At 70.0% G+C, this 22,618-nt stretch carries 22 protein-coding genes; 15 read left to right on the top strand and 7 right to left on the bottom strand.

The window, feature by feature from the left end:
• The first annotated feature begins 88 nt into the window (after positions 1 to 88).
• Genes H7J06_RS00285 through H7J06_RS00260 form a run of 6 tightly spaced genes read left to right on the top strand, consistent with a single transcriptional unit; the run spans position 89 to position 5,795 of the window.
• Positions 89 to 1,204, top strand: coding sequence for a TIGR03364 family FAD-dependent oxidoreductase (locus tag H7J06_RS00285; protein WP_264035916.1), 1,116 nt, complete (start codon positions 89 to 91; stop codon positions 1,202 to 1,204).
• 8 nt (positions 1,205 to 1,212) lie between these two features.
• The gene (locus H7J06_RS00280) at positions 1,213 to 1,890 is read left to right on the top strand and encodes a phosphonatase-like hydrolase (protein WP_264035914.1); all 678 of its coding nucleotides are present in this window, start codon (positions 1,213 to 1,215) and stop codon (positions 1,888 to 1,890) included.
• 9 nt (positions 1,891 to 1,899) lie between these two features.
• Complete coding sequence (locus H7J06_RS00275; protein ID WP_264035912.1) at positions 1,900 to 2,946, top strand: 2-aminoethylphosphonate ABC transporter substrate-binding protein; 1,047 nt, start codon at positions 1,900 to 1,902, stop codon at positions 2,944 to 2,946.
• A 2-nt stretch (positions 2,947 to 2,948) separates the two neighbouring features.
• A complete protein-coding gene (locus tag H7J06_RS00270) occupies positions 2,949 to 4,118 on the top strand; it encodes an ABC transporter ATP-binding protein (protein ID WP_264035910.1) in 1,170 nt (389 codons plus the stop codon).
• Entirely contained in the window at positions 4,115 to 5,023 is a 909-nt protein-coding gene (locus tag H7J06_RS00265) for a 2-aminoethylphosphonate ABC transporter permease subunit (RefSeq protein ID WP_264035908.1), read from the top strand. Before H7J06_RS00270 ends, H7J06_RS00265 begins: the two co-directional genes overlap by 4 nt.
• Positions 4,998 to 5,795 (top strand): ABC transporter permease, encoded by a 798-nt coding sequence (locus H7J06_RS00260; RefSeq protein WP_264035906.1) that lies wholly within the window; start codon positions 4,998 to 5,000, stop codon positions 5,793 to 5,795. The genes H7J06_RS00265 and H7J06_RS00260 overlap by 26 nt, the downstream gene beginning before the upstream one ends.
• On the opposite strand, the gene H7J06_RS00255 is transcribed toward H7J06_RS00260, so the two are convergent.
• Positions 5,796 to 7,115 carry a septum formation family protein gene (locus H7J06_RS00255; protein ID WP_264035904.1) on the bottom strand — a complete coding sequence of 440 codons (1,320 nt, stop codon included), beginning with the start codon at positions 7,113 to 7,115 and terminating at the stop codon, positions 5,796 to 5,798.
• 274 nt (positions 7,116 to 7,389) lie between these two features.
• On the opposite strand from H7J06_RS00255, the gene H7J06_RS00250 reads away from it, so the two are divergent.
• From H7J06_RS00250 to H7J06_RS00230, 5 genes are all read left to right on the top strand, one after another.
• Positions 7,390 to 7,623 (top strand): hypothetical protein, encoded by a 234-nt coding sequence (locus H7J06_RS00250; protein ID WP_264035902.1) that lies wholly within the window; start codon positions 7,390 to 7,392, stop codon positions 7,621 to 7,623.
• Entirely contained in the window at positions 7,620 to 9,113 is a 1,494-nt protein-coding gene (locus tag H7J06_RS00245; RefSeq protein WP_264035900.1) for an amino acid permease, read from the top strand. The genes H7J06_RS00250 and H7J06_RS00245 overlap by 4 nt, the downstream gene beginning before the upstream one ends.
• Positions 9,114 to 9,173: 60 nt before the next feature.
• A complete protein-coding gene (locus tag H7J06_RS00240; protein ID WP_264035899.1) occupies positions 9,174 to 10,397 on the top strand; it encodes an alpha/beta hydrolase in 1,224 nt (407 codons plus the stop codon).
• A 4-nt stretch (positions 10,398 to 10,401) separates the two neighbouring features.
• Positions 10,402 to 11,817, top strand: a complete 1,416-nt coding sequence (locus H7J06_RS00235) for a WS/DGAT/MGAT family O-acyltransferase (protein WP_264035897.1) — start codon at positions 10,402 to 10,404, stop codon at positions 11,815 to 11,817.
• Between the two features lie 152 nt (positions 11,818 to 11,969).
• Complete coding sequence (locus H7J06_RS00230; protein WP_264035896.1) at positions 11,970 to 13,391, top strand: glycoside hydrolase family 183 protein; 1,422 nt, start codon at positions 11,970 to 11,972, stop codon at positions 13,389 to 13,391.
• Position 13,392: 1 nt separating this feature from the next.
• Here the strand turns inward: H7J06_RS00230 and H7J06_RS00225 are convergent, their stop codons facing one another.
• The 6 genes from H7J06_RS00225 to H7J06_RS00200 all read right to left on the bottom strand — a co-directional run bounded on the left by H7J06_RS00225 (position 13,393) and on the right by H7J06_RS00200 (position 19,901).
• The gene (locus tag H7J06_RS00225) at positions 13,393 to 14,610 is read right to left on the bottom strand and encodes an alpha/beta hydrolase (protein WP_264035945.1); all 1,218 of its coding nucleotides are present in this window, start codon (positions 14,608 to 14,610) and stop codon (positions 13,393 to 13,395) included.
• Positions 14,600 to 16,237, bottom strand: coding sequence for an acyl-CoA ligase FadD12 (fadD12, locus tag H7J06_RS00220; RefSeq protein ID WP_264035895.1), 1,638 nt, complete (start codon positions 16,235 to 16,237; stop codon positions 14,600 to 14,602). The genes H7J06_RS00225 and fadD12 overlap by 11 nt, the downstream gene beginning before the upstream one ends.
• A gap of 7 nt (positions 16,238 to 16,244) precedes the next feature.
• Entirely contained in the window at positions 16,245 to 16,985 is a 741-nt protein-coding gene (locus tag H7J06_RS00215) for a lysophospholipid acyltransferase family protein (RefSeq protein ID WP_264035944.1), read from the bottom strand.
• 166 nt (positions 16,986 to 17,151) lie between these two features.
• Complete coding sequence (locus H7J06_RS00210; RefSeq protein ID WP_264035894.1) at positions 17,152 to 17,649, bottom strand: hypothetical protein; 498 nt, start codon at positions 17,647 to 17,649, stop codon at positions 17,152 to 17,154.
• 60 nt (positions 17,650 to 17,709) lie between these two features.
• A complete protein-coding gene (locus tag H7J06_RS00205; protein WP_264035893.1) occupies positions 17,710 to 18,738 on the bottom strand; it encodes an acyl-CoA dehydrogenase family protein in 1,029 nt (342 codons plus the stop codon).
• Positions 18,735 to 19,901 (bottom strand): acyl-CoA dehydrogenase family protein, encoded by a 1,167-nt coding sequence (locus H7J06_RS00200; RefSeq protein WP_264035892.1) that lies wholly within the window; start codon positions 19,899 to 19,901, stop codon positions 18,735 to 18,737. The genes H7J06_RS00205 and H7J06_RS00200 overlap by 4 nt, the downstream gene beginning before the upstream one ends.
• Before the next feature lie 78 nt (positions 19,902 to 19,979).
• Here H7J06_RS00200 and H7J06_RS00195 point away from each other — a divergent pair, with 78 nt between their 5' ends.
• The 4 genes from H7J06_RS00195 to H7J06_RS00180 form a co-directional block, all read left to right on the top strand.
• On the top strand, positions 19,980 to 20,912 hold the full coding sequence (locus tag H7J06_RS00195; RefSeq protein ID WP_308205657.1) for a helix-turn-helix domain-containing protein: 933 nt from the start codon (positions 19,980 to 19,982) through the stop codon (positions 20,910 to 20,912).
• Position 20,913: 1 nt separating this feature from the next.
• On the top strand, positions 20,914 to 21,462 hold the full coding sequence (locus H7J06_RS00190) for a dihydrofolate reductase family protein (protein ID WP_264035890.1): 549 nt from the start codon (positions 20,914 to 20,916) through the stop codon (positions 21,460 to 21,462).
• 2 nt (positions 21,463 to 21,464) lie between these two features.
• Positions 21,465 to 21,842 carry a BlaI/MecI/CopY family transcriptional regulator gene (locus H7J06_RS00185; RefSeq protein WP_264035888.1) on the top strand — a complete coding sequence of 126 codons (378 nt, stop codon included), beginning with the start codon at positions 21,465 to 21,467 and terminating at the stop codon, positions 21,840 to 21,842.
• Positions 21,839 to 22,618, top strand: a 780-nt coding sequence (locus tag H7J06_RS00180; RefSeq protein WP_264035886.1) for a M56 family metallopeptidase, incomplete at its 3' end; no start/stop codon positions are given. The genes H7J06_RS00185 and H7J06_RS00180, both read left to right, overlap by 4 nt.

Below are 22,618 nucleotides of genomic sequence, written 5' to 3'. Positions count from 1 at the left end.
GGTCTATACCAATTGTTCATCTTCCGTTCCGATCCCCATCACCGGAGCTTTCGCAGTCCGTATCCCCGAGTCTGAAAGGTCACCCACCATGCGCGTCACGATCATTGGCGGCGGAATCCTCGGAACCGCCCACGCCCTCGAGGCGGTTCGGCGCGGCCACCACGTCACCCACCTCGAGCGCGAGACCGAGGCCCGTGGCGCGACCGTGCGCAATTTCGGCCTGGTCTGGGTCTCGGGCCGCGCCGACCACGAGCTCGCCGCGACGCTTCGGTCCCGCGAACTCTGGGAACGCATCGGCGCGCAGATCCCCGGCGTCGGGTTCCGGCCCGCCGGCTCGTTGACCCTGCTGCGGACCCCGCGCGAGGTTGCCGTCGCCGAACAGGTCGCCGGGCGCGCCGACGCCGGTGACCGCGGGTTCCAGCTGCTCGACCCGGCCGGCGCCCGCGCGCTCAATCCCGCACTGCGCGGGACGTTCCTGGCCGCACTGCACTGCTCGCGGGACGCCGCCGTGGAATCACGCCAAGCCATGCCCGCCATCCGCGAACACCTCGCAGGCACGGGTCGATACGAGTTCCTGGCCGCCACCGAGGCGCGGTCGGTGGACGGCACGACCGTTCGCGACGACCGGGGCCGGCGCCACGACGGCGACCTCGTCCTGGTGTGCCCCGGCGCCGCGCACGGCGGCCTCACCCGGGAGATCGCCGGCGACCTGCCGGTGCGGCGCGTGCGGCTGCAGATGATGCAAACCGACCCCCTCGACGAACCGCTCACCACGGCCATCGCCGACGGCGACAGCTTCCGCTACTACCCGGGCTTTGCGGGCGATGCGCTAAACGAGCTGCGGGACAACGAACCCCAGAATCCCGTGGCCGCCGACGGACACATGCAGCTGCTGTGCGTGCAGCGGCTGCACGGTGGGCTGACGATCGGCGACACCCACGAATACGACGAGCCCTTCGCCTTCGACGTCGACGACGCGCCCTACGACTATCTGGCGGCGCGCGTCGAGGAATTCCTGGGTCGGCCGCTGCCCACGATCCGACGCCGGTGGGCCGGCGTGTACAGCCAGTGCGTCGACCCCGGCCACCTGGTGTCCCGCACCGAAGCCGCCGACGGAGTCTGGGTCGTCACCGGCCCCGGCGGCCGGGGCATGACACTCGGGCCGGTCATCGCCGAACAGACCGCAGACGTGATCGAACTATGAGGGAGAACATGATTCAGCTCGCCGTGCTCGACATGGCAGGAACCACCGTGGCCGACGACGGACTGGTCATCAGTTCGTTCGAGGTCGCCGCGACCGCGGCGGGCATACCCGCCGACGGCCCCGAACGCGACCACGCCCGCCAGTACGTGCTCGACACCATGGGCCAGTCCAAGATCGTCGTGTTCCGTGCGCTGTGTGACACCGAGGACCTCGCCCAGCGAGCCAACGCCGCCTTCGAGAGCGCCTACGCGGCGGCAGTCGACGACGGCAACGCCAGAGCGGTAGACGGTGCGGCGGAGGCGATCACACGTCTGCGCGACGCCGGGGTCAAGGTGGCGCTGACGACGGGCTTCAGTGGCACGACCCAGGAGAAGCTGCTGGCCGCGCTGGGCTGGCAGTCCGTCGCCGACCTGGTGCTGGCGCCCGGCGCCGGGGTGCGCGGCCGTCCCTACCCGGACCTCATCCTGACCGCCCTGATGCGGCTGGGCGTCGACGGGGTCGGCGACGTCGCCGCGCTCGGTGACACCACCAGCGACGTCGCGAGCGCACTGCGCGCCGGATGTTCCATCGCCGCAGGCACTCTCACGGGTGCGCACGGCGAGCAGCAGTTGTACGACGCCGGTGCCACCCATGTGGTGCCGACGGTGTCCGAGTTCGCCGACCTGATCCTCGACCGCCAAACCTAGGACTGAGACATGACGCTTCGCACCATTCTGGCGGCCCTGACCGCCGCAACGCTGGCCGCCGCCCTGACGGCGTGCGGCGGTACCGGATCGTCCGGATCGGGTGGGGGCGAGACCGTCACGGTCTACAGCGCCGACGGCCTGGCCAGCTGGTACAAGACGCAGTTCGACGCCTTCACCAAGAGCACGGGCGTCAACGTCGACGTGGTGGAAGCCGGCTCCGGCGAGGTGGTGTCGCGCGTCGAGAAGGAACAGTCCAACCCGCAGGCCGACCTGCTGGTCACCCTGCCCCCGTTCATCCAGAAGGCGGATCAATCGGGGCTGCTGCAGCCCAGCGGCGTCGACGCCAGCGGCATCGCCGCCGCCCAGGTAGGCCCGGGCGGGAACTACCTGCCGGTCGTGGACAACGCGCTGAGCTTCATCGCCAACCCCGACGCCAATCCGCAGCCCGCCACCTGGACCGATCTCCTGTCGCCTCGGTTCAAGGGCAAGTTGCAGTACTCGACGCCGGGACAGGCCGGTGACGGCACCGCAGTGCTGGTCCTGCTGCAGCACCTGATGGGCAAGCCTGCGGCGCTGGATTACCTGAAGGAGTTGCAGGCCAACAACGTCGGGCCGTCGTCGTCGACCGGCAAGTTGCAGCCGAAGGTGAGCAACGGCGAGCTGCTGGTCGCCAACGGGGACGTCCAGATGAACCTCGGCTCCATCAAGGACGACGGGTCGAAGTTCACCGTCTTCTTCCCGGCCGCCGCCGACGGCAAGAAGACCACGGTCTCGCTGCCCTACGTCGCAGGCGTCACCAAGGGGGCGCCGCACGCCGACGCCGCCAAGAAGCTGCTGGCCTTCCTGGTCTCGGAGGACGTCCAGAAGACCGTCGCACCCTCGGCGCTCGGCATTCCGGTGCTGACCTCGCTGGCCTCGTCGTCGCAGGGGGCGGCCGCACCGAACACGCCGGCCGCGGTGCTGCAGGGCGTCGACGTGTGGGTGCCGGACTGGAACGCCGTCCTCGTGGACCTCGACGCCGACGTCGCCGCGTACCAAAAGGCCACCGGCAGTTGATGATGGCCGACACCAGGGCAACGAAGACCGTTCAGACGGGGAGGGCGGGCGCCGCCCGCCAGCCCGTGGACGCGCCGCCGGCGATCGTGTTCGACCGGGTCGGGGTGGCCTACGGCCGCGGCAAGAAGGCGACCGCGGCGCTGGTCGACTTCAACCTGCGCGTCGCCGCGGGCGAGACGGTGGCGCTGCTGGGGCCCAGCGGGTCCGGCAAGTCCACCGCCCTCAACGCGCTGGCCGGCTTCGTCCGGCCCACCGCCGGCGCCGTCCGGCTCGCGGGCCGCGACGTCACCGACCTCTCGCCGGCACGGCGCGGCATCGGGGTGGTGCTGCAGTCCTACGCACTGTTCCCCCACATGCGGGTGGCCGAGAACGTCGCCTTCGGCCTGAAGTCGCATCGGGTGCCCCGGGGAGAGATCGCGGCCCGGGTCGCCGAGGCGCTCGACATGGTCGGCATGACGAGCTTCGGACGACGTTTGCCCCGTGAGCTTTCCGGCGGCCAGCAGCAACGCGTCGCCATCGCCAGAGCCCTGGCGATTCGGCCACACGTGCTCCTCCTCGACGAGCCGTTGGCGGCGCTGGACGCCCAGCTGCGGCAGTCGATGCTCACCGAGCTGCAGCGGCTCAAGGAGGCGCTGCCCGACACGGCGATGCTGTACGTCACCCACGACCAGGGTGAGGCGCTGGCGCTGGCCGACCGGATCGTCGTCATGAACCAGGCGCGCCTGACCGACGTCGGCACCGCGAAGGACCTGTGGTCGCGCCCGCCCACCAGCTTCACCGCGGCATTCCTGGGCGGAGCCAACCTGATTCCCTGCACCGTCGGGCGCGTCATCGGGACGTCGGCGCTCGTGTCGGTCGCGCATCAGACGGTCGGCGCGGAGGCGCCGCAGCCGGGCGTCGGCAAGGTCGACTGGGCTCCGGGATCCAAGGCGCTGCTGTGCATTCGCCCGCACGTGATCAAGGTCGTCGGCCTCGGTGACCGAGATGCCCTGCGCGCCAAGGTCAACGCCGCGGTGTGGCGCGGCGCCAGCACCCGGCTGGTGGTGTCGGTCCACGGACTGCCCGACCAGCTGCTCGACGTGGACGTGCCCGGCGCGGTGACCTACGACCTGGGGGCCGAGATCGGCCTGCGATTCCCCGAACCCGCGGGCGTGCTGGTGCAGTCCCCGTGACCGCGCTGCTCGAGCAGTCGTCGGAGGCTCCGGTCCGACCGCCCGCACCGCGGTCGGCGGCGACGTGGTGGGCCGTGCCGCCCCTGGTGGTCGTGCTGCTCGTCGCGGTCTACCCACTGATCCGGGTGTGCCTGGAGTCGGTGACGGGCGTTGGGACACAAAGTAGTTGGGGGAGCGTGCTGTCCTCGGAGGCGTTTCGCGGCGCGTTGTGGCGCACCGTCGCCATCGCCGCGACCGCCACGCTGGGCTGCCTGGTGCTCGGCACGTTCCTGGCCGTCGTGCTGGCCTTCGTGCCGTTCCCGGGCAGCCGCCTCGTCGGTCGTCTGATCGACACCGTGCTGGCACTGCCGTCGTTCCTCGTCACGCTGGCCTTCACCTTCCTCTACGGCACCGCGGGCGCGGTCAACGCCGCGATCGCCGGCGTCACGGGAGACCACGCGCCCCTGCTGAACTTCCTCTACACCCCGGCCGGGGTGATCGCCGCGGAGATCACGTTCTTCACGCCCTTCGTCATCCGGCCGCTGTTGGCGTCGTTCTCGATGTTGCCGCGGGCGCAGCTCAACGTCGCGGCCAGCCTCGGCGCATCCCCGCTGCGCGTGTTGCGATCGGTGGTGCTGCCGGAGGCGTGGCCCGCCCTGACGGCCGGTGGCAGTCTGGTTCTGCTGTTGACGCTCAACGAGTTTGGCATCGTCCTGTTCACCGGCGCCAAGGGTGTCACCACGCTGCCGGTGCTGATCTACACCAGGGGCATCGTCACGTTCGACCTGCCGGGGGCGGCGGTGATCGCGACCGTACAGATCGCGCTGTCGCTGTCCCTCTACGGCGTCTACCGGATGGTCTTCGCCCGCTCGATGACCCAACGAGGAAGGGCAGGAACCGATGTTGCTGTGGAACCGTCGCAGTAGGGCCGTCCTGCTCGGGCTCTTCGGGGTCGTGGTGGTCGTGGTGTTCGTCGCGCCACTGGCGACGGTGGTACTCGCCGGACTGGCCGGATCGTGGACCGGCGCGCTGCCGTCACACCTGGGCTTCACCCACGTCGGCGGTGCGCTGTCCGGAGAGAACCTGGCGAGCCTGTCGGTCAGCCTGCAGACCGCCGTCGTCGCCGGCGGCCTCGCCCTGGTGCTCGGCACGTGGGCGGCGCTCGCGTCGCGGGAGGCGCCGCCCTGGCTGAGCCGGGTCGTCGACGCGGTGTTCCACCTGCCGATCGCCGTGCCGTCGGTGGCTCTCGGGCTCGGCCTGGTGATCGCCTTCAACTCCGCGCCGCTGCTGCTGGGCGGCACCCGGTGGATCGTCATCCTCGCGCATGCCGTTCTGGTCCTCGCGTTCGCCTTCAGCGCCGTCTCGGCCGCGCTGGACCGCCTCGACCCCGCCTACCGTCAGGCGGCGGAATCCCTTGGCGCAGGGCAGTTTCGGGTGCTGACGCGGGTGACGCTGCCGCTGCTGCTCCCGGCGTTGGGGGCGGCCGCCGGGCTCGCGGTCGCCTTGTCGATGGGCGAACTCGGCGCCACGGTGATGGTGTACCCGGCGACGTGGAAGACGTTGCCCGTCACCATCTTCGCGCTCACCGACCGCGGCCAGGCCTTCCAGGCCGCCGCCAGCACGACCATCCTGCTGCTCGTCACCCTGGTGGCGTTGACGGCTCTGGGGCGCATCCGCTCCGCCGCCGCCGTCCGCTGACTAACCCGCCTCTGCCGGCGCGGGTTCCGGGGGCACGTAGCCGGGCAGCGTGATCGGCGGAAGCCCGGGGATTTCCAAGATGCCCGGCGGTGCGGCGGTACTGGTCTCACTGGGCGGCGTCGCCGGTCCCGGCGGCGGCCCGAGCGGTGCCGTGGCCGTGGTCGTCGGGGCCGCCGTGGACGATGTCTCCGCGGGCGGCGGCGTGGAGGTGGGCGACTCCGTCGAGGGGGCCGCAGTGGTGGTCGGGGCGGCCGGCGGGGTCTCCGTCGGCAGCGGACCGATCGGAATCAGGGGTTCTTCGTAGACGGGCGGGGGCGCCGGGTCCGACGCGCTCGGCGGTGGCGGGGGCGGTGGGGGAGGTGGCGGCGACGGTGGCGGCGGCAGATCCGCCGGCGACGACGTCCGCACGCTTCCCGTCCGTGGCGCCCAGCCCTGTTCGGCGGGTTTGCCGATGCCGCACGACACCTGCTTGCTGCCCGCCGCCCAGCTGGTCGCGGACACCGGATCGAAGCCGAGGGACAGTCCGGAGGTGCTCAGCCTGGCGGGCGCCAGGTAGGCGTCGGTGGCGCGCGTGCAGGCCTCGGTGATGAACGACCGCTGCTCGGAGTCCGACGGCAGGGCGCCCGTGAAGCGCTCGGCCAGGCTGACCGAGCCGGTGACCTCGAGGCCGTGGGGTGTCGAGCAGTCGACCGGGGTGTCGGTCGAGCGGTTCGACGAGTCGACGCCGAGGCAGGTGCCGGGTGACCAGACCTTCGACTGGTCCAGGTCGAGGATGCGGCCCTTGAAGGGCACCGGCTTGCCGTCCTTGCCGAGCAGCTGGAGACCGCACAGCAGATTGCGGGCGCCGGTGCTGGTGCCGTTGGCGTCCCCGGCCCAGAGCACGCTGATGGTGAAGCGGCTGTTGGGGTCGTAGTGGGTGCCGAGGTATTCGCGCACCGCCAGCTGGCACGGTTCGCCGAAGCCGTTCATGTCGACGGGTTTGGCGACTTCGAACATGTGGTCCGACCGGCATTGCACGAAGGACGGCTTGTCGGGTGCGTCCGGGGGCCAGCTGAGGCAGGTGCCGGTGCCGGCGTTGCTGAACACGATGCTGGCGCGGCTGCCGTTGTCGGCGGTTCGGGTCTCCGCCGGGGTGGACGTGAGCAACTGGATGACCCCGCCGACGAGCAGCACGATCATCACCAGGGTGAGGATTCCGCGGCGATGCGCCCGGGCCTGCAGTCGCTTGGCCTCGCCCTCGGGTCCCGAGCACGTGTCGTCGAGTGCGGCGAGCACGGACGCGAGGTCTGGGACGCCGCTGCCCGTGGGGGGATTCTTCACCGTGCCCGGCTCCGTCGAGGTGTCGGTACGTACCCGCTCTCCACGACTCTGCTCTCCACGACGATGGACTGGCCGGATGTGCTAGCCACGCCGTCAAGCGTGGCACAGCCGCCGAGACGACGCCACGTCTGCGGCCGTACCGTGACCAGCTTCGACGCCATTCCGTGTCTCGAATGTCTGTGAGTCGGGGTGATTTCTGACACGTCACCGCTGGCGCGGGTGTCTACTGAGGATCGAACCCGGCTCGGCTCGACGACGACGCGAGGTAGGTGCCATGGCACGTATCGACCTGACTGCCAAGATCCCGTTGATCGGGATGTCCATGGTGTTCCTGGCGATGGGAATCGTCGCGATCACGGCCTACCTGCACGTGGGGTGGTGGTCGATCGTCGGGTACGCCCTTGCCGCCGTCCTCGCGGTGTTCGGCTTCGCCTTCACCTTCCGCGACATCAACGACACCTCGAAGCCGCCGCCGGTCGTGCCGCCGGCGAGCGGGGCGACCCGATGAGCACCGAGCCCAAGGCAGCCCAGGAGGAGTACGACAACTCGGCGTTCACCACCGAGGACGCGGGCTATGAGAAGGGTCTCAAGCCGCGTCAGCTTCAGATGATCGCGATCGGCGGCGCCATCGGCACGGGCCTGTTCCTAGGCGCCGGGGGCCGGCTCGCCAGCGCGGGACCCGCGCTGTTCCTGGTGTACGCGTTCTGCGGCGTCTTCGTGTTCCTCATCCTGCGGGCGCTCGGCGAGCTGGTGCTGCACCGGCCGTCGTCGGGATCCTTCGTGTCCTATGCCCGCGAGTTCCTCGGGGAGAAGGCGGCGTTCGTCGCGGGGTGGATGTACTTCCTGAACTGGGCGATGACGGCGATCGTGGACTCCACCGCGATCGCCACCTACTTCCACTTCTGGAAGGCCTTCGCCGCCATCCCGCAGTGGACGATCGCGCTGATCGCGCTCGCGCTCGTGCTGGGCATGAACATGATCTCGGTGAAGGTGTTCGGCGAGCTGGAGTTCTGGGCGGCACTGATCAAGGTCATTGCGCTGGTGACCTTTCTGGTGGCCGGCACGATCTTCCTGGCGGGGCGCTACAAGATCCAGGGACAGGCCACCGGATTCAGCGTCATCTCCGATCACGGCGGCCTGCTCCCGACCGGCCTGTTCCCGGTGGTCATCGTGACCTCCGGCGTCGTGTTCGCCTATGCCGCAGTCGAACTCGTCGGGACGGCGGCGGGGGAGACGGCCAACCCGGCGAAGATCATGCCGCGGGCCATCAACTCGGTCATCGCCCGCATCGCGCTGTTCTACGTCGGCTCGGTCTTCCTGCTCGGGCTGCTGCTGCCCTACACGTCCTACAAGTCCGGTGAGAGCCCCTTCGTGACGTTCTTCTCCAAGATCGGGGTCGACGGCGCGGGCACGATCATGAACATCGTGGTACTCACGGCCGCGTTCTCGAGCCTCAACGCCGGCCTGTACTCGACCGGCCGGATCCTGCGGTCGATGGCGATGAACGGCAGCGCGCCGAAGTTCACGTCGCTGATGAACAAGCGCGGGGTGCCCTACGGCGGCATCTGCCTGACGGCGGTGATCGGACTGTTCGGCGTGTTGCTCAACGGCGTCGTGCCGGCGCAGGCGTTCGAGATCGTGCTGAACGTGGCCGCGCTGGGCATCATCGCCTCCTGGGGCACCATCGTCATCTGCCAGATCCAGCTGTACCGCTGGTCGAAGAAGGGCATTCTGGAGCGCCCCTCGTTCCGGCTGTGGGGTACTCCGTGGACGGGGTACGCCACGCTGGCGTTCCTGGTGGGCGTGCTGGTCCTGATGGCCTGCGACCCGCCCATCGGCACCTGGACCGTCGCGTCCCTCATCGTGATCATTCCCGCGCTGGTCATCGGCTGGTTCGCGGTCCGGTCGCGGGTGCTGGCCGTGGCCCAGGAACGGGAGGGGTACACGGGCCAGTTCCCAGTGGTCGCGAACCGGCCCCTACCGGGCAAGGACGAGTAGCGAGTAGACAAATTTCGCAGACTGTCGTGTACCCCCGGGTAACCGGGGTACCCTCGCGAAATGACGGCTCGACCGGACACCCGGTACCCCGGACCCACCATGACCACGCGGGTGCGGTGGCTGATGGAGGCGGGACCGGCCGACTACATGCTGGCGGCCAGTGTCGCCGCGACGTCGCTTCCGGTGATCGGCAAGTACCTCGAACCGCTGGGTGGGGCGACCGCCGGGTGCATCTGGGGGGTTCGCCACACGCCGGACTTCGTGGGTGCGGCGGTCAAGTCGTGGTTCACCCCCGGCATCGGCGAGGTGAAGAAGCAGCAACGCGACGCGACTGCCTCGGTCACCCAGGCGGCGCTGCGCGGGGTGGTGCCCGCCAAGGACCTCGACATCACCTGGCCCGCTCCCGAGCGCACCCCGCCGGTGTGGAAGGCGTTGGAGCACCGCCGCAACGTCTACCGGTCCTCGGTTCGCTACGGCGACAGCCCCACTCAGCTACTCGACGTGTGGCGGCCCGAGGAGCTGCCCACGCAGCCCGCACCCGTCATGATCTTCCTGCCCGGCGGTGCCTGGGTGCACGGCGGACGCATCCTGCAGGGCTACGCGCTGATGTCGCACCTGGCCGAGATGGGCTGGGTGTGCCTGTCGATCGACTACCGCGTCGCACCGCATCATCCGTGGCCGCAACACCTCACCGACGTCAAGACGGCGATCGCCTGGGCCCGGGCCAACGTCGACAAGTACGGCGGTGACCGCAACTTCGTCGCCGTGGCCGGCACGTCGGCCGGCGGCCACCTCGCCGCGCTGGCCGGACTGACCCCGAACGATCCGGAGTTGCAGCGCGACCTGCCAGAGGGTTCCGACACCTCCGTCGACGCGGTCGTGGGCATCTACGGCCGCTACGACTGGGAGGACCGCTCCACCGTCGAGCGGGCCCGCTTCGTCGACTTCCTGGAGCGGGTCGTGGTGAAGCGCAAGATCGCCAGGCACCCGGAGATCTTCCGGAAGGCGTCGCCGATCGCCCGTACCCACGCCGAGGCGCCGCCGTTCCTGGTCATCCACGGCAGCGGCGACACGGTCATTCCCGTGCAACAGGCGAGGGACTTCGTCCAGAAGCTCCGCGCGGAGTCCCGTTCGGTGGTCGGGTACGTCGAATTGCCCGGCGCCGGGCACGGCTTCGACATGACCGACGGGGCCAGGACGGGGTCGACGGCCACCGCGATCGGCTTGTTCCTCAACGAAGTTCACCGAAACCAGACCGCGGCGGGGACAAGGGCGGTTATATAACCGCGTGAAGAGGCTCAGCGGGTGGGACGCGGTACTTCTGTACAGCGAAACGCCGACCGTGCACATGCACACGCTGAAGCTGGCGGTGATCGCGCTCGACGATCTCAAGGGCCGCACGTTCGGCGTCGAGGACTTCCGCAAGGTCATCCACGGCCGACTGCACAAGCTCGACCCGTTCCGCTACGAGTTGGTCGACATCCCGATGAAGTTCCACCATCCGATGTGGCGAGAGAACTGCAAGGTCGACCTGGAGTACCACATCCGGCCCTACCGGGTGGACAGTCCCGGCGGGCGCCGCGAACTCGACGACGCGGTCGGCAAGATCGCCAGCACGCCGCTGGATCGCAGCAGGCCGCTGTGGGAGATGTACTTCATCGAGGGTCTCGCCGACGGCAGGATCGCCGTGCTTGGCAAGATTCACCATGCGCTCGCCGACGGCGTGGCATCGGCCAACCTGATGGCGCGCGGCATGGATCTTCAGAGCACGCCCGACGACCGCGACTCCTACGCAACGGATCCCGCGCCCTCTAAGGCGGAGTTGGTGCGCACCGCCTTCGGTGACCATCTGCGTCAGATTGGGCGCTTGCCGGGAACGCTGAGGTACACCGCGCAGGGGTTGGGCCGGGTACGCAAGAGCTCGCGCAAGCTTGGACCGGAGCTGACCCGACCATTCACGCCGCCGCCCACCTTCATGAACCACATGGTCGACGCGACCCGCAAGTTCGCCACCGCGACGCTGCCGCTCGTCGACGTGAAGCAGACCGGCAAGCACCTGGGCGTGACCATCAACGACATGGTGCTGGCGATCTCCGCCGGCGCGCTGCGTACGCTGCTGGAGAAGTACGACGGACACGCCGACCATCCGCTGTTGGCTTCCGTCCCAGTGAGTTTCGACTTCTCCCGCGATCGCGTGTCGGGCAACTACTTCACGGGCGTGATGATGACGCTGCCGGTCGAGATGGCCGATCCGCTCGAGCGGGTCCGGGCCGTCCACGAGGCCGCGGTGTCGGCGAAGGAGACCCACGACCTGATGGGTCCCGAGTTGGTGAGCCGGTGGTCGGCGTACTTCCCGCCGGCGCCCGCGGAGGCGATGTTCCGCTGGCTGGCCGGCAAGGACGGTCAAAACAAGGTGCTGAACCTGCCCATCTCCAACGTTCCCGGCCCGCGGGAGCACGGTCGGGTGGGCGGTGCCCTGGTGACCGAGATCTATTCGGTGGGTCCGCTGACCACCGGCAGTGGGCTCAACATCACGGTGTGGAGCTACGTCGACCAGCTCAACGTCTCGGTGCTGTCCGACGGCGCCACGCTCTCCGACGCCCACGAGCTGACCGATGCGATGGTGGCGGCGTTCGTCGAGATTCGGCGTGCCGCCGGACTTTCCGAGGAGCTCACGGTCGTCGACGGGGCGATGGCGCCGTAGGCCGATCCCGCGGGTCTCGACCGCCGAAGGTTGCGACACGGTCACGGATGGATACCAAGCCGTGACTCACCAATCACAAATGTCCCACGGATAACTATCGTCACAACCTAAGTTGCTGACGTCACTGCGACGTCCTCCGTGAAAGGTGTGACATGTCGCCGCGTCGTCGTTTTGCCTCCGCATCCGTGGCGACGGCGGCCGTGCTCGGACTCTGCGCCGTCGTGGGCGTCGCCCCACCGGCCAACGCCGAACCCTGCGAGGGTGCCGCCGCACAGGCGCAGCCGCTCCCCGGGCAGGCGTTCCAGATCCCCAGCCCGTCGGGCATCTCGCCGTTCAACCGGCCGATCGGCCACAAACCCGCTGGTGCCAACGATGCGGCCCCCCTCCCCAAGCTCGGTCTGCTGCCCGCGCTCATCAAGGCGCTGACCCCGCCTCCCGTGGCACCGGTGCAGCAGCAGGCCGCCGTGGTGCCCTCGCCCCGGCCCGGTGGGACCGCGACCCAGCCGTCTGCGGCGGCGCCTGCGCCGGCCCCCGTCGCGGCCCCCGCGCCGGTGTCGACGGCACCACCGGGCACCTCGCTGGTGGGCTGGGTGACCGGGCCCGACAGCCCCAACGACACCATCAAGAGGTTTGCCATCACCGGCACCGACCTCGGCATCATGTGGGACAACGGCGATCCCGCCAACGACCAGGTGCTGATGGCGTTCGGCGACACCAACGGCTACTGCGGCATCCCCGGCAAGCAGTGGCGGTACAACACCCTGTTCCGCAGCCAGGACCGCTCACTGTCCAATACGGTCGCCGTGCCCAACGGCGTTGTCGCCAACAAGTATTCGGGCTCTCCGGTGTGGCGGCCCGGCATCTCCAAGCAGATCGTCAACACCATCGGGCAGGCGCCGCAGGAGACGGGCATCATTCCCACCGCGGGCATCGCCGCCGGCGGCAAGCAGTACCTGAACTTCATGTCGATCCGCAGCTGGGACGCCAACGGCGCATGGACCACCAACTACTCGGCAATCGCGATGTCGCCCGACAACGGCGAGACGTGGGGCGTCTACCCCGGCACCATCCGCACGCCGGGGGCGGGCAACGAGAACTTCCAGATGGGCGCGTTCCTCAAGCCGGGGCCCGGCGACCAGTACGTCTACACCTACGGCACGCCCAACGGCCGCGGCGGTTCGGCGTACGTCGCGCGCGTGGCACCCGGTCTCATCCCCGACCTGACCAAGTACGAGTACTGGAACGGCGACAGCGGGGCGTGGGTGCCCGCCAACCCGGCCGCGGCGACGCCGGTGATTCCCGGTCCGGTGGGCGAGATGTCGGCCCAGTACAACACCTATCTCAAGCAGTACCTCGCGCTCTACTGCAACGGCGCCAACGACGTGGTGATGCGGACGTCGCCCACCCCGCAGGGGCCGTGGAGCCCGGAGTCGATGTTGGTGAGCCACATGGAGTTTCCCGGCGGGATCTACGCGCCCTACCTGCATCCGTGGTCGACGGGCAAGGAGCTGTATTACAACCTGTCGCTGTGGTCGGCCTACAACGTCATGCTGATGCACACCGTCCTGCCGTGAGCTAACCCCGTTTGGCCTTCACCCAATCCAGGAAGTGGGCGACGGCCGTCGCGGTGTAGTCCCCGTGCGGCGAGCCGAAGAAGTCGAAGGCGTGCTGGGCGTGCGGGATCTCCGCATACGCCACCGGGTTGTCCGACGCCTTCTCGAGGGCCTCGGCGAACGCGCGTCCCTCCTGCACCGGGATGATCGAGTCGTCGGTGCCGTGCAGCACGAAGAACGGGGGCGCGTCGGCCCGCACCTTCGTGATGGGCGACGCGTCGAGGTAGTCCGCGCGGTGCTCGAGGAACCGCTTCTTGACGATGTAGCGCTGCAGAATGGCGATGAACTCGGGTCGACCGCTGCCCTCTCGGGTGAACCAGTCGTAGCGGCCGTAGATCGGCACCGCGGCCACCACGGAGGTGTCGGCGTCCTCGAAACCCGGTTGCCACTGCGGCTCGTTCGGCGTCAGGGCGGCGAGCGCCGTCAGGTGCCCGCCCGCCGAACCGCCCGTGATCGCCACGAAGTCGGGATCCCCGCCGTGCTCGGCGATGTTCTCCTTGATCCACGCCAGGGCCCGCTTCACGTCCACGATGTGCGCCGGCCAGGTGTTGCGCGGGCTGACCCGGTACGCCATCGAGACGATGATCCAGCCGCGTTCAGCCATGTGCGTCATCAAGGGATAGGCCTGCGGACGGCGCATCCCGATCGCCCAGGCGCCACCGGGCACCTGCAGCAGAACGGGTGCCTTGCCGTCGCGGGGCAGGTCGCCGCGATGCCACACGTCGGCGACGTTGGCGCGGTGCGGACCGTACCGGATGACGTCGTCCTTCTTCACGTACTGGCGCCGGGCCCAGGACGTCCGCAGCACGCCACCGCGACGCCGCCGACGCTCCTCGGCGGCGATCGCGGCGTAGTCGTCGCCGAGGACGTCGCGTAGCGGGGCCTCGAAGCGCTCCTGCGACTTCGCGTTTCGGAAGTAGACGAAACCCAGTGCGGCCCAGGACAACGCGGTGAGCCCCAGCGCGAGCCTGCCTCGCCTGCCGGCGAAGTCGCCGCGCAGGCCGCGTCGCGCCGCGTCCACCATCGACGCCCCGGCCACCACCGGCGCCGCCTCGCCGGTGGGCCAGCCCAGGAAGAACACCGGAATCGTCACGTAGCCCTCGCGGCCGAGCGGCTGCACGGCGTTGGCGGCGTTGAGGAGCTCGGCGACGGCGCGCAGCAGAGGATGCCTACGTCGCATGGTCGCCCGTGTCGAGAAGCGCGTGAAGGTCACGACGAACGATCTTGCCCGTGCTGCCCCGCGGCAAACTCTCCAGCACCGTGATGCTGCGCGGCACCTTGAAGTTCGCCAGGTTCGCCCGAACGTGCGCCTTCAGGTCGTCCGGCGTCGCCGACCCGTCGGCCAGCACCACGAAGGCCGCCAGCCGCTGGCCGTAGTCGTCGTCGGCCACGCCGAGCACCGACGCCTCCGCCACCGCCGGATGAGCCGCCAGCACCTTCTCCACCTCGATGGGGTAGACGTTCTCGCCGCCCGAGACGATCATCTCGTCGTCACGGCCGACGACGAACAGTCGCCCGTCGGCGTCGAGGTATCCGACGTCGCCGCTGGACATGTAGTCGCCCTCGAAGTCCTTCGTCGCACCCGAGGTGTAGCCGTCGAACTGGGTGGAGTTGCGCACGAAGATGGTGCCGACCTCACCGGTGGGCACCTCCCGGCGCTCGGCGTCGAGGATGCGAATGTCGGTGCCCTCGGCGGGTTTTCCCGCGGTGTCCGGTGCGGCGCGCAGGTCGGCGGGCGTCGCGGTGGCGATCATGCCCGCCTCGGTCGCGTTGTAGTTGTTGTAGACGACGTCCCCGAAGCGGTCCATGAACGCGGTCACCACGTCGGGGTTCATCCGCGAGCCCGATGCGGCCGCGAACCGCAGCGAACGCCCGCTGTACCGCGAGAGCACGTCCTCGGGCAACGCCATGATGCGGTCGAACATGACTGGGACGACGCACAATCCGGTCGCCCGGTGGCGGTCGACCAGCTTGAGCGTCGCTTCGGGGTCGAACTTGCGCCGGGTGACGATCGTGCACGCCATCATCGCGGCGAAGGCGAGTTGCGCGAAACCCCACGCGTGGAACATCGGGGCCACGACGACGGTGACCTCCTCGGTGCGCCACGGGGTGCGGTCCAGAATGCCCTTGAGCGTCTGCGGGCTGCCGCCAGAGTGGCTGGCGCCCTTCGGCGTTCCCGTCGTCCCCGAGGTCAGCAGGATGACCTTCGACTTGGTGCCCGCCCGCTTCGGCTGCCGGCCGTAGTGCTCGCCGATCATGGTCTCGACGGCACGCCCCCCATGGTCGGGATCGTCGCGCCACGCGACGATCCGGACCGCGTCGGGCCGGTCGGCAAGGGCCTGCTCGACGGTGGGGGTGAACTCCTCGTCGAAGACGACCGCGTCCACTCCCTCGCGCGACACCACCTCGGCGAGAGCGGGTCCCGCGAAGGAGGTGTTGAGCAGCAGCACGTCGGCGCCGATGCGGTTGGCGGCGATCAACGACTCGACGAAGCCGCGGTGGTTGCGCGCCATGATGCCGATCGTCTGCGGGGCTCCGCCGGGCAGCGCCTGCAGCGCGGCGGCAAGGGCGTCGGCCCGCTGGTCGACGTCACGCCACGTCAGGGTGCCGAGCTCGTCGACGAGGGCGGGACGATCGGGGCACCGCTGGGCCGCACTCGCGAAACCCGAAGTGATGCCCATGTTCTCGCGCGCCATGGCGGCGCCGATGCGCAGATACTTGTCCGGGCGCAACGGGGCGATGACGCCCGCGCGTGCCATCGTCGTCAGCAGGCCGAGGGTGTTGGTGAGCGGATCGGTCAGCGCCATGGTCCGCTCAGCCCACCACGGGGAGTCGGCGTTGCCTGGCCAGTTGGTCGAGTGCCTGTTGCATCACCCGGCGGACGTGCGCGTCGACCTCGTCGACGTCCGGGTCGTCGCCGAACTCGGCGACGACGTCGATCGGAGGCAGGACGCGGGTGACGATCTTCGTCGGCAGCGGCACGTTCACCGGCAGGACCGCCGAGAGGCCGAACGGGAACCCGAACGAGATCGGCAGGATCTTCACGCGCAGCAGCTTGTCGAGCCGCAGCGCCTTGGCCATCCCCTCGCCGCGGGAGAGGAACAGTTGGGCCTCCTGCCCGCCGATCGACACCGACGGCACGATCGGCACCCCGGCGTTGAGGGCCGCTCGCACGTAGCCGGTGCGCCCGCCGAAGTCGATCTGGTTCTCCGATCGGGTCGGCCGGTAGACGTCGTAGTCGCCGCCGGGAAAGACGATCACCACTCCGCCGGCCCGCAGGGCTTCGTCGGCGTTCTCGTGATTGGCGGGGATGAAGCCGGTCTTGCGAAAGAAGTCGCCGGTCGGGCCGGTGAAGATGATGTCGTGGCTCAGCGTGTAGACCGGACGGTCGAAGCCGAACTTCTCGTAGAAGCCCGTCGCGAACACCGGGACGTCCATCGCGAACAGGCCGCCCGAGTGGTTGCCCACCACCAGGGCGCCACCCGCCGGAAAGTCCTCGAGGCCGTGCACCTCGGCGCGGTGATAGCCCTTGATGAGCGGGCGCAGGAAGCCCATCACGCGCTCGGTGAGACCCGGATCCCACTTCGTGACGGCTGTCGGTTCGATGTCGACCGGATCGATGTCGTTCGCGTCCACGGGTGCTCCCTGCCGAAAGTGAAACGTGTTCTAGTTTTAGATTACCCGGGGCACCCTGCGTCGCGGTAATCCTGGGTCGCGAGCCTCAGACGGACGCGAGGAACTCCGTGGTGTAGAACTCCGCCGGGGCCTGGGCATATGGCGACGGCCGCTCGAGAATGACCCAGGCTCCGGTCGCGCTGTCGGCGACCGGGCCACCGAAGGTCGTCGTGCCCCCGCCGATCGCGTCGGTCTGCAGCGTGCCGGTGACCACGCCCGGCGCACCTGCGCCGCAGTACGCCGACGGCCGGGGTGTCTGAATCACCCGAACGTCGTAGCGGGTGTTCGGCAGCGCGGTCGCGATGTCGACCGTCGCGACCAACATGCCGGAACCGTCCGTGCGGACGTGTGCGACGGGTCGGGCGTCGCCCACGGCGTCGACCCACGGCAACTTCGAGAAGTCACACGCCCGCCACTGACCGGACATCGGCATGGCCGAGCTCGCCGATCCCGGGGCGGCACCGGCGAGCGGAGCGATCGCGACTGCCGAGGTCATCAGGGCTGCCGTCGCGACGACGCATGCCGTGGGCGTCAACTTGTTCATGACTCACCTTAGATCCGGACGGCACGCGTGCGGTACGTAGCCACGACGGAGCGGGGTGGGTCAGCTGCTGGACTCGTAGGTCCGGCCGACGACGACGTCCCACGGGTCCTCGGCCGCCAGCGCCATCCGGCCGAGGCGGGTGGCGTACCAGCCGGTGGTGCCGAACTCGTCGGCCCAGCTTCGCGCGCGCATCGTGGCCAGCCACAGCTGGTGCTCGAGCGTCACGCCGATGGCGCCGTGCAACTGGTGGGCGATGGTCGTCACGGGGCCGACGGCGCGGCCCACCGCGACCTTGGCCGCCGTCACCGCGTAGTCCGCCTGCGGGCTGCCGAATCCGTGGTCGACGGCGGCGTAGGTGGCCAAAGTGGTTGCCGCACGGCTTCTCTCGACCTCGCCGTGGAGTGCGGCCAGAGAGTGCTGGACGGCTTGGAACGTGTCGAGCGTGCGACCGAACTGCGTGCGCTCGCCGGTGTGGCCGACGGTGAGCCGCGCCGCCAGGTCGAAGGCGCCGACGATCTGCACGCACCGTGCCCACGCGCCTCGCCGCACCAATTCGTCCGCGACACCGGGGGAAAGCCGGACGACGTCACTCGACGACAGGTCGAACGGCACGTCGCCCCGGGGCTCGCCGGCCAGGTTGTACCCGGTGGCTGCCGGACCCGGCTCGAGCACCGCGACGAAGGTGGCGTCGGCGCCACGCGCGGCCAGGACGACCGGTCCGGCCGCCGGCCACGGGACGTCGCGAGCGGTGCCGGCGATCCGCTCGCCGCCGGGCTCGACGTCGGTGATCGCCACCGTCAGGGGGCCGTCGGCGGGCACCGGCAGGTCGGCTTGGGCGGCCAACCACGCTGCGAGCACGTCGGTTTCGGCGACGGGCACGGCCGCCGCGTAGCGGGCCAACCCACCGAGGACGACCGCGGCGTCGGCCGGGTCGGCGCCCTGCTCGGTCGTCAGCCTGGTCAGTCCCGAGGTCTCGAGGACCTGCCACAACTCGGCATCGAAGGGTTCGGGCAGCCCGTGACGGCCCACGGGCGCGTCGAAGGACTGGCGGCCGATCTCGTCGACGAGCGCCTTGAGTTCGTCGTTCACGTCGCCGCCTTGGTTCCTCGGGCCACGATGCCGCGAAGCACCTCGTTGGTGCCGCCGCGCAGCGTGAACAAGGGCGAGTGCACCCGCGCCGTGGCCAGTAGCGCACGCAGCCGGGCGCCCTCGGGTCCGTCGACGCCGTCGATCAGGTCGGCAGCGAGTTCGACCGAGTCCTGCTCGAACCGGGTGCCCACGTCCTTGACCATCGCCGCCCGGGTGTTGGCGTCCTCGCCGGCAGTCAGCGCCCGGGCCACCGACACCGACATCTGCCGCAGCGAGATCATCCGCCCGACGAGGTCGCCGACCGCGGCAGCGGTTCGGTCGTCGACGTCCCCGCGACCAAGGGCCTCGACGACCTCGAAGAGCATCGTGGCCGTGGACAGAATGCGTTCGGGGCCACTGCGTTCGAATCCCAACTCCGAGGTGACCTGGTGCCACCCGGCGCCGATCTCGCCGAGCACGTCGCCGTCGGTGAGCCGAACGTCGTCGAACTGCACCTCGTTGAAGTGGTGCTCGCCGTTCATCAGGACGATGGGGCTGATCGTGATCCCGGGCAGATCGGTGGGCACGATGAACTGGCTGAAGCCGGCGTGCCGATGGTCGCGATCGAGCGGGCTGGTGCGGGCCAGCACGACGATCTGGTGTGCCAGGTGCGCGCCGCTGGTCCACACCTTGGTGCCGTTGAGAACCCAGCCGTCGTCGGCACGGGTCGCCCGGGTCTGCACGGCCGCCAGATCCGAGCCGGCGCCGTGTTCGCTCATGCCGATGGCCGAGTACAGCTGCCCCGCGGCGATCCGCGGCAGCAGACGTCGCCGCTGCTCCTCGGTCCCGTACGCCATCAGGCCGGGGGCGACCTGACGGTCGGCGATCCAGTGCGCGCCGACCGGTGCGCCATGGGCCAGCAGTTCCTCGGTCACCACGTAGCGGTGCAGGTAGCCGGTGCCGTCGGCCGGTGCCCGACCACCGTATTCGGCGGGGATGGTCAGGCCGATGAACCCGGCCTCGGCCAGCCGGACGCTGAAGTCGGTGTCCCAACTGGACAGCCAGCAGTCCACGGCCGGGGTCCACCCGAAGGTCTCCCGATCGGCGACGAGGAAGGTCCGGACCGCCTTGCGCAGTCCGGCAAGGTCGGCGTCGTCGGCTCGCAACGCATCGAATTCGCTCACAGGATTTCCGAGTGTAGTGCGGCACGCAGCAGGAATCGTCATGTCGCTCGACGCGGCGCGCGGCCATACTCGACGACTGTGAGCGAACTGCACGATCAACCCCCGGGCTCCTGCCCGTCGGGACGCGACCGGCTGCGCGAACTCCTCGACGCGGTCGTCGACGGCGGCAACTCCGACGTCGCCGAGATGGCGCGCCGAAGCCATTCGTCGGAGTTCCACTTCTCCCGCCAGGTCAGCCGGCTGGCCGGTGAGCCACCCGCCGCGATCCGACGCCGGGTCATGCTCGAACGCGCCGCGTGGCGACTGCGGCGTGGTGACGGCGTTGCGGTGGTGGCCGCCGAGGAGGGCTGGTCGTCACCCGAGGTGTTCTCGCGAGCCTTTCGGCGGTCCTACGGCGTGCCGCCGTCGCGCGCCGGCGACGTCGAGTTCTGGCTGCCCGCGCCCAACGGCCTGCACTTCCACCCGCCCGAGTCGCTGTGGCTGACCAGTGCCGACGACGCCCCGGCACCCGAGGTGTCCCATCTGATGGTGGCCCACGACGTCGCCGACACCTCCCATCTGATCGAGACGGCCCGTGAGCTCACCGAAGACCAATGGCGACAGGAGGTTTCGCCAGGACAGGTGGTGCTCGACTGGGACGGCGTCGAACCCAGTGTCGCGTCGGTCCTCGGCGCCGTCGTGTGGACCAAGGAGGTGTGGCTCGCGGGCATCGAGGGTCTGGACCAACCTCGACGGCGCGAGTTGCGTTCTGCGACAACGCTCCTCGACGACCACGCGGCGGTCGCCGCACGTTGGACGGCGATGGTGGCCGAGCACGCCGACCGAGGCCGGCTGGGCGACACCGTCATCGACGCGCTGTGTGACCCGCCGGAGTCCTTTCAGCTCTACGGCATCGTCGCGCACGTGCTGGTCTACTCGGCGCACCGGCGGCAGCTGTGCCGGTCGATGCTGAGGCGGCACGGCCTCGATGCCGGCACCGGCGACCCGTTGGACTGGATGAGGAGGAGTTGACGTGGCAACGGTGTACTACACCGCCTCGAGCCTGGACGGCTTCGTCGTCGACGAGGCGAACAGCCTGGACTGGTTGACCTCCAGGGCCGTCGACGCTGGCGGCGACTTCGGCTACGAGGCCTTCGCCGACGGGGTCGGCGCTCTGGTGATGGGCGCGTCCACCTACGAGTGGCTGCTCGAGAACCAACCCGGTGACTGGATGTACGACCAGCCGAGCTGGGTGCTCACCCACCGGCCCGAGATCGTCGCCGACGGGCACCCCGTCACGACGTTCGCCGGTGACGTCGCCGAACTGCACTCCGTCCTGCAGGCGGCCGCGGCCGGGCGGGACGTGTGGGTGGTCGGCGGCGGCGACGTCGCGGCGCAGTTCGCCGCGGCGGGACTCGTCGACGAGGTGGTGGTGTCCTACGCGCCCTGCTCGCTCGGCTCGGGTGCGCGCGTCCTGCCGCTGCGCACCGAGTGGTCCCTGCGGGAGGTGGGCCGCAACGGCGACTTCGTGTGTGCACGGTGGGTGGCGGCTAGATTCGAAGGCACCAGCCACGGGAGGTGACGATGCAGCAGCGGGGTTTTGGCGATCTCGAGGCGACCGTGATGGACCGCGTCTGGGCTCGCGAGGACGGCGTCACCGTCCGCGAGGTGTTCGACGAGCTCGCCGGAGTCCGGCAGATTGCCTACACCACAGTGCTTTCCACGATGGACAACCTGCACCGCAAGGGATGGGTGCGCCGCGATCGCGAGGGCAAGGCCTACCGGTACTGGCCCACGATGACGCGTGAGGAACGGTCGGCAAACCTGATGCGCGCGGCGTTCAGTGCCGGTGGCGACACCGAGGCGGTGCTCGCCTTCTTCGTCGAGCAGATGACGGCGGAGGAGTCGGCGCAGCTGGAAGCCGCGTTGCGGCTCGGCGGCGGGCCCAGGCGTCGCACGTGACCGGCGCCGTCTACCTGCTGCTCTACGGGGCGTTGGTCGCCTGGCTGGCACCGTCGCCGTTGGCCCGACTGACGCGCCGCGGCACCAACCCACGCCTGGGCGTCGCGGCGTGGCTCACCGCGATGGCCGGTGTGGTGGTCGCCTGGATCGCCGCGATGGTCGTCCTCGTCGCGCCGCTCCTGCGCAGCGGCCCGACGGGGTCGGTCGTCGTGGTGTGCCTGGAACTTCTCGGGGTCTCGGAGCGGCGGGCGACGCTGGGACCCTCCGGCGTCGTGGCACTCCTGACCGTCGGCCTGGGCATCTCGACGGTGGTGGCGTTCGGCGTCGGCCGGACGGTGCGCGTGCTGCGCACGACCAGCGCGGAGCACGCCGACGCCGCCAGGATGGTCGGAACGCCCACGGCCGCAGCGGGTGTGGTGGTGGTGAGCGGCACGCGGCCCGCGGCGTACTGCGTCGTCGGCCGTCCCCACGCAATCGTCCTGACCACGGCGGCGGTGGCGGCGCTCGACGGACCTCAACTCGACGCGGTGCTCGCCCACGAGAACGCCCACATCGCCGGCCGGCATCACCAACTGCTGATGGTGCTGCGGGCACTGGCCGCACGCATGGCGCACCTCCCGCTGTTCACCCGCGGTGCGGCCGCCGTTGCCGAGTTGCTCGAGATGTGTGCCGACGACAGGGCGGCCCGGCGGCACGGTCCGCGGCCACTGGTGGCGGGCATGCTCGCGCTGGCCTCGCCGCCACCGCCGGCGGGCGGACTGGCCGTGGCGGCCACG

The sequence above is a fragment of the Mycolicibacterium hodleri genome (genome assembly GCF_025822245.1).
Classification (GTDB): Bacteria; Actinomycetota; Actinomycetes; order Mycobacteriales; family Mycobacteriaceae; genus Mycobacterium; species Mycobacterium hodleri.
This window is presented reverse-complemented; position numbering and strand designations above follow the sequence as displayed.